The sequence below is a fragment of the Klebsiella sp. F11 genome (genome assembly GCF_056712265.1).
The window spans coordinates 1-13,450 of record NZ_JBWYFE010000002.1 but is presented as its reverse complement, the minus strand read 5'-3'; the positions used below and the strand labels follow the sequence as shown (position 1 = coordinate 13,450).

The window sequence follows — 13,450 nt, the reverse complement described above, 5'->3', positions numbered from 1 at the left end:
GCGGTCATGCTCTTTTTACAACATTGTCAGTGAGTTAAGTCGGGCTGTTTTTGGCTGACGCCAGTCCAGCTTATCGAGGAGCATGGCGAGTTGTGAGCGGGTGATGGCGATTTTACCCTCGCGTACAGCAGGCCAGATGAACTGGCCTTCCTCCAGCCGTTTGGTAAACAGGCACAGACCGTCAGCATCAGCCCAGAGGATCTTCACGGTGTCACCTTTGCGGCCACGGAAGATAAACAGGTGCCCGGAGAACGGATTTTCATCAAGTGCATGCTGTACCAGCTCGCCCAGTCCATTGAACGATTTACGCATATCCGTGACGCCAGCAACCAGCCAGATACGGGTGCCTGACGGGAGGGATATCATTGGCTTCTCCCGGTCAGCTCGCGGAGCAGCACGGCCAGCAACTCCGGTGACGGGTTCTCAAGCGTCATTTTGCCGTGGCGGAACTCGACGCAACAGGAGGAGGCGTTCAGCGCTGAGAACTGAGCTGGCTCAGTGTTCATCCTGCCAGATGGAGTCGGATCAGGTACAACCTCAACAGGTAGTATCGTTGGTAGTGATGAAGTCACTACGGTAGCCGGAAGGCGGCGCGATATGCGGCCTTCATTCTGCCAGAGCCGCAGCCATTTGAAGATGACGTTTGCTGTGGTCGAATAATCAGGACACTAAACTTACATCCAAAATGGAGGTGTTTAGTGAATCAGAAGCGAAAGTTTACGCCAGAATTTAAGAAGGAAACGGTGGCCCTGGTGCTGACGCAAAATTACTCCATTGCGCGTGCCGCAACTTCTTTGGGGATCAGCGCCAAAACATTGCGCAGTTGGGTCGCCGCCGCGCGCCAGCGCCATGAAAGTCCGCTTAGTGAAGATGAACAAGCTGAACTCCGAAGGCTACGTCTAGAAAACAAAGAGTTACGCATTGAGAAGGAAATATTAAAAAAGGCGAGCGCCTTCTTTGCGAAGCACATGTCGTGAGATACCAGTTTATCCTCGATAACGCAGGTAATTACAGGCTACGGACGCTTTGTCGCGTGATGCGCATTAGCCCGTCCGCATGGTATGCCTGGCGAAAAAAGCCGATAGCCTGCCCGTCGAAAGATACCGCAGTCAGGGTGATGCTCAAGGCGTTATTCTCTGCCAGTCGGGAAAGTGCCGGGAGCCGAACGCTGGTTAAAAAGCTCCGTGAAGAAGGCGTCACCATAAGTCGTTGGCGCGTTAGAAAAATCATGAGCGAAGAGGGACTTCTCTGCCGGCAACGCCGTGCCTGGAAGGTCACAACGAAACCGAAGAAAGGGGCTGATTTTGCACCAAATCTGTTGAATCAGAACTTCAATCCTCCCGGACCGGACCAGATATGGGTGAGTGATATTACGTATCTGAAAACGGGTGAAGGCTGGTTGTACCTGGCTGCGATCATGGATTTATATTCCCGCCGGATCGTCGGTTGGCACATTGACAAGAGAATGACATCGTCGCTGGTTTGCCGGGCTCTCATGCAGGCTTACAACCTGCGCAATCCACCGACAGGGCTGGTCGTCCATACCGATCGTGGAGCGCAGTATACCAGCAAGCGCTTCCAAACGCAGTTAACCAGTTACGGACTCAGAAGCAGCATGGGAGATGTTGGCGCCTGCTGGGATAACGCGGTAATGGAGCGTTTTTGGGGCAGTTTGAAACATGAATGGGTGCTGTTGATCCCGCAGCAGACGCGGGCAGGTATGAAACGTGATGTTGCAGACTATATGCGTTATTACAATCTTGACAGAAACCATGCTTCGAATGGGTATTTATCGCCAGTGCGATATGAACAGATGGCTGAGAAAAAAGTGTCCTGTTTAACTTGACCAGATCAGTTATCATTAACGCCGTTTTCACGGGCAATCTGAGCAACGCAGGCGCCGGGACGGGAAGCCAGTTCAACCATACGGAGCTTGAAGTCATTCGAATAATTCTTGCGGGGTTCTTTTCGCCAGTATTGGGATTCCATACTTAGATGTCCGTCTGTAACAAGTGGGCGTCTAAGTTACCAGTACTGGTTTAATGGCTACATACGGCACTGGGTTTACGCTTACCCATTATGGACCTGTGTCAGCGTTTTCCGCGTTGTGATAGCATAACCGGGTCATTTTTCAGAGCCAGGGCTGATGAAGAAAAAAAGCAACACTCCCACTCTCCACGATGCCACATTCCGGCAGTTTCTGACCCAGCCGGATATTGCCCGGGATTTCATGGAACTCCATCTCCCTGCAGAGTTACGCGCCATCTGTGACCTCAGCACGCTGAAACTGGAATCAGGTTCGTTCGTCGAGGATGAACTGCGGCAGTATTTCAGCGACGTCCTCTACAGCCTGAAAACCACCGGTGGTGATGGCTACGTTCACGTGCTGATTGAGCACCAGTCGTCGCCGGACAGGCATATGGCTTTCCGCCTGATACGCTATGCCGTGGCCGCCATGCAGCGCCATCTGGAGGCAGGGCATAAAAAACTTCCCCTGGTGATACCGGTGCTGTTCTATACCGGTAAGCGAAGCCCTTATCCGTACTCCACCCGCTGGCTGGATGAGTTTGACGACCCCACGCTGGCAGGCAGACTCTACAACAGCGCGTTCCCGCTGGTCGATGTGATCGTCATTCCGGATGATGAAATTGCTGGCCATCGTAGTCTGGCCGCCCTGACCCTGCTGCAGAAACACATTCACCAGCGGGACCTGACTGAACTGGTTGACCGTCAGGCCCCATTTTACTGGCCGGATATCTGTCTTCATCCCAGGTATTATCGCTGGTACACTATATCGTACAGGCTGGCGAAACAGCAGACACCGAAGCCTTTGTACGCGAACTGGCACAGCGTGTGCCACAACACGGAGACGCACTTATGACCATCGCACAACAGCTTGAGCAGAAGGGCATCCAGAAGGGCCGTGAGCAGGGTATCCAGCCAGGCAGGCAGGAAGGCCGCAATGAAGGCAAACTGGAAGTTGCCCGAACCAGGCTGCAGAACGGCATTGACCGTAATACCGTAATGAAAATGACCGGTCTGACTGAAGACGACCTGGCGCAGATTAGCCATTAATCAGATAAGGTTTTAAAATTACTCCATAACAGGATCTTCTGCTACAAAAGGCACAAGCAAGTAACAAGAAAATATTAAAACGAAAAAGGACTCGTAACTATGTCAGTTGCCATATCCCGTATCACAAAATTCGTCATATTTTCTGTTTCGTTTTTGCTTAGCAGCTGTGTTTACTATGATTATCCCACACCTCATATTGAGGGTACGTTGACTAGCGCTGGAGAACCGCTTGCCGGGGTAGTGATTTCGTTAACTGAATTCCACCGCCAAACCGCTACTGTGCAGACCGACAGCAACGGGCATTTTTCAATGGCCCCGAAAAGAGACTGGCATCTGTTTATTCCCGTGGGGCCACAGGATAGTCAGATTTGCTGGACGCTGACAACAATCGATGCTAACGGTCGAAAACTCAGCATTTACAGCGAGCAGCGTTTTGGCGGGGCTTTCTCAGGCTATTCAAGAAACGATCGGGCTAATCTGATCTGCGATCTGTCAATTGCAGACGACAAGATCCGAAGCAAGCAAGACAATCTATTCTGCAAATTGGCATCCTCCCCGCGCTGAAGGACAGGGATCGGTTCTGTCGCATTAACGACAACAGGTCAGCAGAAGTCATGCTGTCTGTTTTTTAGGCAGTCAACAGATAAAATTGCTCTGCAGGCGACAATCCTTCGCCCGCTGGATGATGAAGCTGTCCTTTACGGATCATGTTTACTGAAGCCGTGACCGACTTTGCCAAACGCATCCTGAAACCACAATGGCGAAGTACCCTGGAACCAGGTATCCTGTCCACGCTGGCTTTGGGCAGCTGCCGATTCTAGGTTTAAGCCGCTTTTTAGGAGCTCTATCATACCAGGGGTGGAAATCATGAACGGATCGCTTTTCCCGCGTCTCTCGGCCCTTCGTTGGATTTTGGCGTCGGCGGCTATGTTTGCGTCATTTTCCGCCGTGCCGACGTACGCGCCGCCTGCCCATCCCGATGCTTCAGATCGCTTTGTATTGTGCGAAGAATATTGCGGTCTGGTCGACGGAACCGGAGCGCGTGTCGGTGATCGCGTGTTCGAACATCTGGACGACTTCAAAGGCCCCGTCGCGATCTATACCCGCAAACAGAAATATGGGGCCATAGACCGGTCGGGCCACCGGATCATCAAGCCGGTACACGACGTATTGTGGTCGCCCGCAGACGGATTTCTGGTCGCCGAAGACAAGCTGCCGTCTGGCTCCGACAGCGTTGAAACCGAGACCGACTACACCCTGTTCGACGCTCTCGGCGACGAATTACTGCACCTGCGGGGCGACTTCAGTTTTGGGGGCTGGGGTAAGCATGTCTATTATAAGGCCCGGTGTTCAGAGAACGAGGTCTGCCCGACCATCTTTCTCGATGGCCAGGGCAAGCCGATCGCTCAGTTTTCGTATTTCAACCCCGGGGAAACCCTGGCTGTGGCCAGCCCGGACGGCGGGCACTATGGTTTCGTCGATGAGACTCTGCGCTTTGTGATCCTGCCCCTCTATAGGTCCGTCGAGGCATTCAAGCGGGATGTCACCGTGGTGAGTACAGCGACGGGCCCCGCACTGATCGATCGGCAGGGGCGTGAACTGGTCGCGCCGGGACTGTATTCCCATATCTATGTCTGGCAAGATTCGTCATTCATCACCGCTTTACGCGCCGACCGGCCTAACTGCGCCCTCTATATTCGGCAAGACGGCGAAGCAATACGCCTTCCGGAAGGCATTTGCGCGGATAACGCGGAATATATCGATACCCTAGGCTATGCCTTCGTCAGGGACGATAAGGATCGATTCGGCATCATCGACGAGCGCGGCCGGGTTCTGATCCCCCCATCCTATCCCTGGCTGCGCCCGCTCAACGATCGCTATCTTGTGACCGGGGACGACGCCTCACAGCCGAAACGCTTCGGGCTGGTGAACCGGCAAGGCGAGGTGGTGCTGCCTGTAAGCCCGACCAGAATTATTGAGTACCCGTACAATGCCCCTTTGGGGCCCGAAGGTCTTCACGATGCGCTGATCGGCGTCTCGACAGAGGGAAAGGTCGGACTGCTTGGTTTAGACGGAAAATGGATCATCCCGGCGCAGTATACGGAGGCGCGGGTGATGGCTCCGGATATGGTGGCGATGCGTGATGCCGATGATCGCTACCGGTTCTTTACCTCCGCAGGAAAGTCGCTTCCGCTTGTCAGCGATAGCGAACCTTCGGATATTTCGAGGCAAACTGCCGAGGCGCGAGGACCCTTCCGTTTCAGTCGGATTGAAACTCGCCCGGGCGTGAAGCTTTTCTACAAAGGTCTGGCAGGCCGGACTGGTCAAATCCTGCTCCCGACCGAGTATGCGAGTATTGAAGATGCCGGCGATAATCTGCTGGCTTTATGGGCGCCTGGTCCGGAGAAAATCGGCTTTGCAGACAGGTCAGGCCGGATCATTGCCGAGCCGCAGTTTGCCGATCTGGTCAGGTCGTTCCGGCGCGGCGCCGCCATCGTGCGGAACTGGCAAGGCGACACAATCCTGCTGGGTGGGGACGGCAAGACGATCGCCAGCTTCGCGGCGTTGTTTCCGGATATCGCCAACAGCGGTGGTGGGTTCGATCAGGTCTATCAGGCTCTGGATATCTGCATCGACCCCGATCCGACCGCCGAGCCTGAGGAAAGACCATCCCTGAAACCCACGGCGCAGAAAATATGCCGGGATCCGGCGTTGCGTGCCCAGTCCCGGGAGGCCGAGAAAGCCTGGCGCAGCGCCCAATCCGGAAACTGCCTGCCGGATGTATTCATCGCCCTTCGCCCCGCCTATGATCAGGCGCTGGCCGATTGCGCCGATGGAACCTGTGTCGGCAATGCCATGCGTGCCTTCCGCCAGCAGATTGCGAAGGCCACGCGGGACTGCACTGCTTTGACCGGGCCGGAACCTTCCCGGCGCTCCATACCCGCATCGCTGAGAACGCAACTGACGGAACGGATCGCCTCCGAAGCGGCCAGGAATGGCGATGAAATCGCTGACGACACCGGTCAGGTTTCGATCGACTTCCAGCCGATCGCGCTGGGCCAGCGCCAGGCAATCCTGGCCACCGCTGCGACCAGTGCACATAACGGACCGATCTGGCTTTTCCAGCGTAATCCTCGCGGCGGCTGGGACCAGATTTTTGAAGGCTACGCCGGCTATCTGCGTCCCCTGGAAGTGACCCGTACGATCAGGAACGGCATGCCGGTGCTGCGTAACCAGCAGCACGTCAGTTGTTGCGAACATGCAGTCGAATATTACGCCTATGACGGAAAGACATACAAGCCGCAGCTTTCCTGCACGCAGCTTTACGATGCAGACGAGACGCCACTGTTGTTTTGCCAGAATAAGGGGTTTGACGGTCAATGAGGTTCTAACGGAATGGACGCCCCCAACTTAAACGGCATCAGTGTGCCAAAATGGGTAATGCCTCCAATTAGTAGAACATGTACTTTTCGATGAAGGCACCGATGACCTTTTCGTGGATCTCAACTGAGCGTGAGAAGCAAATCGTTTTACGCGCCAGCCGCTTAATGCGAGTTCGGAGGGTCAGGTTATTACGCTCGATGCGTTGTGTGAAAATTTTACCAGTCAGATGTATCTCCTTCGGCACCTCTCTGGCATAACTGCCCCAGTTATCGCTGGTAATCATGCCGATGCTAAAGGGCGTCAACAGGGCCAACAGTTCCCGACATGTCTCATCGGTACGTGGGCCGAAAGCATAAGCCAGTACGCCACCCGTTTTGGTATTGTAAGCATACCAGAGCCAGTGCTGGCGGGCTTTACTGCCAACAAAGCCCCGCAGCTCATCAAGTTCATATGCCGCGTCTGTCCCTGATTTCTGCATCAGCTCTACCCTATGAATGTAAGCGTAAACCCAGTGCCGTATGTAGCCATTAAACCAGTACTGGTAACTTAGAGCCTATCCCAATAGGATTTTGTTCCAGACAATGATGCCGCAGGCAAAATGCAACATGGCCTCGTAATTTTCGGCCTTCTTTTCCCATCGGGTCAGAACCCGGCGAAAGCGATTCATCCAGCTATGAGTCCTCTCGACAACCCAGCGATGGGCTTTGAAGTCGGTGTTTTTACCTGCATCAGACTCCTCTTTACGGGACTGGATATGCGGCTCGTAGCGGCGGCTCTGTAGATACGTTTTCAGCCAGCCAGCTTCGTAACCTTTGTCCAGGCAGAGTCTGAGTTTTTGCCCCGGACGCCCCGTCTGAAGTGCATCGAGCGTATCTGCAACCAGTTTGATATCGTGCGTGTTCGCTGCTGCAACAACCAGCGACAGAGGAAGCCCGTTGGCGTCTGTCAGCAGGCTACGCTTTACGCCTTGTTTCCCTCTGTCCGTGGGATTACGGCCTGTTTTTTTGTTCCTGACAATGGCGATTTGGTCATACAGCCGTCCATCGACAGCCAGGACCAGTCAATGCCGTCCAGATGTTCTGCTGTGGTCGAATAATCAGGACACTAAACTTACATCCAAAATGGAGGTGTTTAGTGAATCAGAAGCGAAAGTTTACGCCAGAATTTAAGAAGGAAACGGTGGCCCTGGTGCTGACGCAAAATTACTCCATTGCGCGTGCCGCAACTTCTTTGGGGATCAGCGCCAAAACATTGCGCAGTTGGGTCGCCGCCGCGCGCCAGCGCCATGAAAGTCCGCTTAGTGAAGATGAACAAGCTGAACTCCGAAGGCTACGTCTAGAAAACAAAGAGTTACGCATTGAGAAGGAAATATTAAAAAAGGCGAGCGCCTTCTTTGCGAAGCACATGTCGTGAGATACCAGTTTATCCTCGATAACGCAGGTAATTACAGGCTACGGACGCTTTGTCGCGTGATGCGCATTAGCCCGTCCGCATGGTATGCCTGGCGAAAAAAGCCGATAGCCTGCCCGCCGAAAGATACCGCAGTCAGGGTGATGCTCAAGGCGTTATTCTCTGCCAGTCGGGAAAGTGCCGGGAGCCGAACGCTGGTTAAAAAGCTCCGTGAAGAAGGCGTCACCATAAGTCGTTGGCGCGTTAGAAAAATCATGAGCGAAGAGGGACTTCTCTGCCGGCAACGCCGTGCCTGGAAGGTCACAACGAAACCGAAGAAAGGGGCTGATTTTGCACCAAATCTGTTGAATCAGAACTTCAATCCTCCCGGACCGGACCAGATATGGGTGAGTGATATTACGTATCTGAAAACGGGTGAAGGCTGGTTGTACCTGGCTGCGATCATGGATTTATATTCCCGCCGGATCGTCGGTTGGCACATTGACAAGAGAATGACATCGTCGCTGGTTTGCCGGGCTCTCATGCAGGCTTACAACCTGCGCAATCCACCGACAGGACTGGTCGTCCATACCGATCGTGGAGCGCAGTATACCAGCAAGCGCTTCCAAACGCTGTTAACCAGTTACGGACTCAGAAGCAGCATGGGAGATGTTGGCGCCTGCTGGGATAACGCGGTAATGGAGCGTTTTTGGGGCAGTTTGAAACATGAATGGATGCTGTTGATCCCGCAGCAGACGCGGGCAGGTATGAAACGTGATGTTGCAGACTATATGCGTTATTACAATCTTGACAGAAACCATGCTTCGAATGGGTATTTATCGCCAGTGCGATATGAACAGATGGCTGAGAAAAAAGTGTCCTGTTTAACTTGACCAGATCATTCGCAGGCAAGCAAACCGTTCTGCCAGAAGCGTTCGAAGACTCCCGCATCGCGCCATTCCTGGAAGCGTCGGTGTGCAGAACTCGATGAACATATCCCGGTGGCGTTCAGGGCGTTCCACTGGCAACCGGTCCTGAGGACGAAGAATATGGCATCCATGGCAGCACGGTTATCAACGCGTCTACGATGAGTCCCCAGTGGGTGGCTGGTTTTATGCTCCGGGATGAGTGGAGCCATTTTTTCCCATAGTTCGTCGCTGATCTGCCACTTGCTACCCGCCATACATTCCCCCTCAGAAATTACCGTAACGTATTATACGATAATTCCTTTTGGGATAGGCTCTTAGGACGTGGTGTAAATTCGGAAGGATGGTGAGAGCCATCGGCTTATCCGGTAAGGTAATGGTTATGAAGACATTATCCAAAAGGAACAAACCGATGGCTGACAACAGCATGACATTCAGCAATACCCTGATGCAACCCGGCGGTGAGGACTTCCTGCATGAACTCACCGCATTTATGCTCAACCGCATCATGGAAGCCGATGTCACCCAGCGCATCAACGCGGAGCCCCATGAGCGCAGTGATGAGCGTGAGACCTACCGCAACGGCTATCGTGACCGCCAGTACAACACCCGGCTCGGTACGCTGGACCTGCGCATCCCGAAGCTGCGGGAAGGCTCGTACTTCCCGTCCTTCCTCGAGGCCCGCAGGCTGTCGGAGAAGGCGCTCAACGCGGTTATCCAGGAGGCGTGGATAAATGGCGTCTCCACCCGCAAGGTGGACGCCCTGGTCCAGTCGATGGGAATGACCGGCATCTCCCGCAGCCAGGTGTCGTCCATCTGCCGCGGCATCGATGAGCGTGTGCAGGCCTTCCTGCAGCGACCGCCGGAAGGGGAATGGCCCTACCTGTGGCTGGATGCGACCTACGTGAAGGTCCGCAAGAACGGCCGGGTGGTCAGCGTGGCCGTTATAATCGCCTGCGCGGTCAGCCTGGACGGTCGCCAGGAGATTATCGGGATGGGTATCGGCGAGTCAGAAGCCAAAGCGTTCTGGCTGGCCTTCCTGCTGAACCTGAAGGAACGCGGCCTGGAAGGCGTGAAGCTGGTTATCTCCGACTCGCACAGCGGGCTGAAAGCGGCAATACAGCAGGTGTTCTGTGCCAGCTGGCAGCGCTGCCGGGTCCACTTCATGCGTAATGTGATGGGGCGCGTCAGCAGGGCGAACCAGTCAGTGGTGCGCGCGGCGCTGCAACAGGTGTTCGTGCAGACCGATGAGAAAAGTGCCCATGCGACCTGGCGTGAGGTCGCCGGCCAGCTGGAAAAAAGCGCGCCGGCAGTCACGGAGATGATGGACGAGGCGGAAGCAGACGTGCTGGGGTACTTCGGCTTCCCGAAAGCGCACCGGGTGAAAATCCACTCCACGAACACACTGGAGCGTCTGAACAAAGAGGTGAAACGGCGTGCTGATGTGGTGGGCATCTTCCCCAACGAAGAGAGCATCATGCGGCTGCTGGGTGCGGTGCTGACGGAGCAGAACGAAGAATGGCTGTTGCAGAACCGCTACCTGCCACAACACAGCATGGCGGAGATAGACCAGACTGGTGAAACCGAAGTAATCGAAGCGCTGCCACTCAGCGCATAACGGGCCCATTACCGGACCGGAAGACTGTAACTGAATTTACACCACCTTGACGGACTCGACCCATAATCGGCCTAGAAAAATATCAATCAGAGAGAAGGTAACGCTCGCCGCAGCCATGAGACCGAGCAGAGCGAGTGAGCAGGCGAGGAAGCGAAGAGGACCATACATGCAGATAGCTCTTACGCACTGTAACAGAATAATAATCCATACTCAGTTGAGAACAGGTCGATTTTGCGGACGAGCAGGGCTGTGGGAAACAGGTCAACTTGGCGGACGGCCAGGACTGTGGGAAACAGGTCAACTTTGGGGGCGGCCGGGACTGTGGGAAACAGGTCAACTTTGGGGGCGGCCGGGACTGTGGGAAACAGGTCAACTTTGGTGGCGGCCGGGACTGTGGGAAACAGGTCAACTTGGCGGACGGCCAGGACTGTGGGAAACAGGTCAACTTGGCGGACGGCCAGGACTGTGGGAAACAGGTCAACTTGGCGGACGGCCAGGACTGTGGGAAACAGGTCAACTTGAACCGCCCCGGTTTTCCGGGAGAGTGTTTTGTCTGTGAACTCAGGCTGCCAGATCCTTATTACCGATGGAAGCGTAATATGCCTGTTCGGCTTCTGCCGGTGGGATATGACCCAGCCTTTCCAGCAACCGGCGATTGTTGTACCAGTCCACCCACGTCAGTGTAGCAAGTTCAACCTCTGATCTGGTTTTCCAGCTTTGACGATGTATGACCTCCGCTTTGTAAAGCCCGTTGATGCTTTCTGCCATTGCGTTGTCGTAGGAGTCTCCTGTGCTGCCCGTTGATGCCAGCAGCTCTGCGTCCTTTAGCCGCTGCGTGTACGCCAGTGACACATACTGCGACCCTTTATCGCTGTGATGGATGGTGCCCGTCGGGCGCCGGGCCCACAGCGCCTGCTCCAGCGCATCCAGCACGAACGCCGTCTCCATTGACGACGACACCCGCCAGCCCACGATACGCCCCGCGAACACGTCGATGATGAACGCCACATACGCGAAGCCCTGCCAGGTGCTCACGTACGTGAAGTCTGCCACCCACAGCTGGTCTGGCCGTTCTGCCACGAACTGGCGGTTCACCCGGTCGCCGGCGGCGGCGTCTTTCCGGCTGACGGTGGTCCGGATATTTATGCCCCGCCGCACCCCGGCGAGCCCCATCGCCTTCATCAGCCGTGCCACCGTACATCTGGCCACGCTGATGTGCTCGCGGAGCAACTGACGCCAGACCTTGCGAATGCCATACACACTGTGGTTTTCATCGTACACGCGCTGTATCTCCACTTTCAGAAGGTCGTCACGCTGTTCCCGCAGGCTGCGCCTGTCCGGATGCCGGCGATGTTGGTGATGCCGGTAATATGTCGACGGGGCGATATCCAGCTCGTGGCATACCGGTCCGACCCCGTGTTCACTGCGCAGGGTATCCACCAGGGGCGCTATTTTTTCCACAGGCGGTCGAACTCCGCCTTCGCAAAATACGCGGAAGCCTGGCGCAGAATGTCGTTGCTGCGTTTCAGCTCACGGTTCTCCCGCTCCAGCTCTTTCAGGCGCTGGCGTTCAGCGGTGGTGAGCCCACCGTCACCTGCACCGGCATCGCGCTCATACTGACGCAGCCAGGTACGCAGGGTCTCAGGCGTACAGCCGATTTTAGGGGCGATGGAGCTGATGGCTGCCCACTGTGAGTCATAGTCGTTCTGGCTTTCAATAACCATACGAACGGCCCGCTGACGAATCTCAGGGGAAAAGCGAGTATTTTTAGTCATCCTGTTTACCTCTCTCAAAGAGTTTAGTCTCCAGGATTCCCGGGGCGGTTCAACTTGGCGGACGGCCAGGACTGTGGGAAACAGGTCAACTTGGCGGACGGCCAGGACTGTGGGAAACAGGTCAACTTGGGGAACGGCCGGGACTGGGGGAAACAGGTCAACTTGGCGGACGACCGGGACTGTGGGAAACAGGTCAACTTGGCGGACGGCCAGGATTGTGGGAAACAGGTCAACTTGGCGGACGGCCAGGACTGTGGGAAACAGGTCAACTTGGGGGACGGCCAGGACTGTGGGAAACAGGTCAACTTGGCGGCCGGCCAGGATTGTGGGAACAGGTCAACTTAGCGGTCTACTCGAACGTTTGGTGGGAAAAAAGTCAAGTTCGGCATGTACTATGGGAAATACAGCAAGTTTAATACCCCCCCATATCTAAGCAACTTACCAAAGGGGGGTGGCAATACATGTTATTGTTTTATATCAAGAAAACTAAACAATAAGCGACCGTCTTCTTCGGTTTTATAACTTACCTTTAATGGTGTCTTCTCATTAATTTTCTTCAGAGCAGGTTCCAGGAAGGTACGCTTCATTTCAGCAATATTGTTTTTCTGCGAGGCAGGGAGCATAAACCTTTCACATAACCAGTCATGTGTGGTGATCCAGACACCAGTGCTCCGGAACTGACACAGGCTTTCATAAAGCCGGATGACACGAACACTATTAAGCTGGCCACAGTCATAGAGAGAATAGGTAGTGAACTGGGAGGTTAAGCCGACAAGGAATGGCATGACCTTGTAGTTAAATTCAATCTGCCAGGAACCCCGGCCTCGCTTCATTCCTGCTTCAGCCAGCCACGGACGTTTAACTTCTTCAAACTCACCTTCTTTTGGATAAAAGGTAACCGTTGATTCGCCCAGAGCATTTACCCCAGCCTTCACATCACGACTGGCGACAGACGTAGCGACATTGAAGTATTTGACGTAATCGGAAACGCTGATTTTGAAGAGCGGCAATACGTCAGAGTCATCTTCCTGGCTGTCATTAAAATAGGCCTGCATGAGGCATAACCACAGCACACGTTTTGCCTGAAGAGGCAGGTAATATGCAGCTTCGGTCAATTCGTTAGATTGCTTTATACTGGCGCGTTTTTTAAACGTTTTAGTAGCTGGCAAGAGTGCTTGAGTATCCATTTCAATGCCTATGGGTAATTTTTTACCCACCCATAATGACAGTGAAAACTGAAATTGCAAGCTATCGAGATACTTATCCACCGGAAAAATCTGCAC

At 54.4% G+C, this 13,450-nt stretch carries 10 protein-coding genes, 5 pseudogenes and 1 other annotated feature; of the genes and pseudogenes, 6 read left to right on the top strand and 9 right to left on the bottom strand.

Features of this window, described 5'->3' with window-relative positions; genetic code table 11:
- Positions 1 to 15 precede the first annotated feature (15 nt).
- Positions 16 to 366, bottom strand: coding sequence for an IS66 family insertion sequence element accessory protein TnpB (gene tnpB, locus AC1M2H_RS27835; RefSeq protein WP_191939720.1), 351 nt, complete (start codon positions 364 to 366; stop codon positions 16 to 18).
- Positions 363 to 506, bottom strand: coding sequence for a hypothetical protein (locus tag AC1M2H_RS27830; RefSeq protein ID WP_480152147.1), 144 nt, complete (start codon positions 504 to 506; stop codon positions 363 to 365). Before AC1M2H_RS27830 ends, tnpB begins: the two co-directional genes overlap by 4 nt.
- A gap of 153 nt (positions 507 to 659) precedes the next feature.
- On the opposite strand from AC1M2H_RS27830, the gene AC1M2H_RS27825 reads away from it, so the two are divergent.
- Positions 660 to 1,846 (top strand): IS3 family transposase gene (locus AC1M2H_RS27825; RefSeq protein WP_480151852.1). Its coding sequence is split into 2 segments (ribosomal slippage): positions 660 to 936 and positions 936 to 1,846, totalling 1,188 coding nucleotides; the frame shifts between segments, so codons are not numbered across the junction.
- A 5-nt stretch (positions 1,847 to 1,851) separates the two neighbouring features.
- Here AC1M2H_RS27825 and AC1M2H_RS27820 read toward each other — a convergent pair.
- Positions 1,852 to 1,989, bottom strand: a complete 138-nt coding sequence (locus tag AC1M2H_RS27820; protein WP_480152146.1) for a transposase — start codon at positions 1,987 to 1,989, stop codon at positions 1,852 to 1,854.
- Between the two features lie 157 nt (positions 1,990 to 2,146).
- Here AC1M2H_RS27820 and AC1M2H_RS27815 point away from each other — a divergent pair.
- Both AC1M2H_RS27815 and AC1M2H_RS27810 read left to right on the top strand, forming a co-directional pair.
- Positions 2,147 to 3,075: pseudogene (locus AC1M2H_RS27815) on the top strand (Rpn family recombination-promoting nuclease/putative transposase).
- A 99-nt stretch (positions 3,076 to 3,174) separates the two neighbouring features.
- Positions 3,175 to 3,639 carry a DUF6795 domain-containing protein gene (locus AC1M2H_RS27810; protein ID WP_480152145.1) on the top strand — a complete coding sequence of 155 codons (465 nt, stop codon included), beginning with the start codon at positions 3,175 to 3,177 and terminating at the stop codon, positions 3,637 to 3,639.
- A 64-nt stretch (positions 3,640 to 3,703) separates the two neighbouring features.
- Here the strand turns inward: AC1M2H_RS27810 and AC1M2H_RS27805 are convergent.
- Positions 3,704 to 3,790, bottom strand: a pseudogene (locus tag AC1M2H_RS27805) (IS6 family transposase); the annotation flags it as partial.
- Positions 3,791 to 3,942: 152 nt separating this feature from the next.
- On the opposite strand from AC1M2H_RS27805, the gene AC1M2H_RS27800 reads away from it, so the two are divergent.
- Positions 3,943 to 6,459 (top strand): WG repeat-containing protein, encoded by a 2,517-nt coding sequence (locus tag AC1M2H_RS27800; RefSeq protein ID WP_480152144.1) that lies wholly within the window; start codon positions 3,943 to 3,945, stop codon positions 6,457 to 6,459.
- Positions 6,460 to 6,526: 67 nt separating this feature from the next.
- On the opposite strand, the pseudogene AC1M2H_RS27795 reads toward AC1M2H_RS27800, so the two are convergent.
- A pseudogene (locus AC1M2H_RS27795) lies at positions 6,527 to 6,907 on the bottom strand (IS1 family transposase); the annotation flags it as partial.
- Positions 6,908 to 7,012: 105 nt separating this feature from the next.
- A pseudogene (locus AC1M2H_RS27790) lies at positions 7,013 to 7,530 on the bottom strand (IS5 family transposase); the annotation flags it as partial.
- Positions 7,531 to 7,533: 3 nt separating this feature from the next.
- Between AC1M2H_RS27790 and AC1M2H_RS27785 the strand changes: the two are divergent.
- Positions 7,534 to 8,741, top strand: a protein-coding gene (locus tag AC1M2H_RS27785) for an IS3 family transposase (protein ID WP_480152143.1) whose coding sequence is annotated in 2 segments (ribosomal slippage) — positions 7,534 to 7,831 and positions 7,831 to 8,741 — 1,209 coding nt in all. Because the reading frame shifts where the segments join, the coding sequence is not laid out codon by codon here.
- An 8-nt stretch (positions 8,742 to 8,749) separates the two neighbouring features.
- Here AC1M2H_RS27785 and AC1M2H_RS27780 read toward each other — a convergent pair.
- Positions 8,750 to 9,031 (bottom strand): annotated as a pseudogene (locus tag AC1M2H_RS27780) (transposase); the annotation flags it as partial.
- 155 nt (positions 9,032 to 9,186) lie between these two features.
- On the opposite strand from AC1M2H_RS27780, the gene AC1M2H_RS27775 reads away from it, so the two are divergent.
- Positions 9,187 to 10,392: an IS256 family transposase gene (locus AC1M2H_RS27775; protein WP_480152142.1), complete on the top strand. Its 1,206-nt coding sequence runs from the start codon at positions 9,187 to 9,189 to the stop codon at positions 10,390 to 10,392.
- 561 nt (positions 10,393 to 10,953) lie between these two features.
- Here the strand turns inward: AC1M2H_RS27775 and AC1M2H_RS27770 are convergent.
- Positions 10,954 to 12,167 (bottom strand): IS3 family transposase gene (locus tag AC1M2H_RS27770; protein ID WP_480152141.1). Its coding sequence is split into 2 segments (ribosomal slippage): positions 10,954 to 11,879 and positions 11,879 to 12,167, totalling 1,215 coding nucleotides; the frame shifts between segments, so codons are not numbered across the junction.
- Positions 11,770 to 11,886: a sequence feature (AL1L pseudoknot), on the bottom strand. It overlaps the preceding gene by 117 nt.
- Before the next feature lie 464 nt (positions 12,168 to 12,631).
- Positions 12,632 to 13,450, bottom strand: an 819-nt coding sequence (locus AC1M2H_RS27765) for a replication initiation protein (RefSeq protein WP_480152140.1), incomplete at its 5' end; no start/stop codon positions are given.

Bases quoted from the DNA above. Each gene is read 5' to 3' on its own strand.
- AC1M2H_RS27800 (WP_480152144.1), top strand. From the start codon at position 3,943: ATGAACGGATCGCTTTTCCCGCGTCTCTCGGCCCTTCGTTGGATTTTG.
- tnpB (WP_191939720.1), bottom strand. From the start codon at position 366: ATGATATCCCTCCCGTCAGGCACCCGTATCTGGCTGGTTGCTGGCGTC.
- AC1M2H_RS27810 (WP_480152145.1), top strand. From the start codon at position 3,175: ATGTCAGTTGCCATATCCCGTATCACAAAATTCGTCATATTTTCTGTT.
- AC1M2H_RS27775 (WP_480152142.1), top strand. From the start codon at position 9,187: ATGGCTGACAACAGCATGACATTCAGCAATACCCTGATGCAACCCGGC.
- AC1M2H_RS27820 (WP_480152146.1), bottom strand. From the start codon at position 1,989: ATGGAATCCCAATACTGGCGAAAAGAACCCCGCAAGAATTATTCGAAT.
- AC1M2H_RS27830 (WP_480152147.1), bottom strand. From the start codon at position 506: ATGAACACTGAGCCAGCTCAGTTCTCAGCGCTGAACGCCTCCTCCTGT.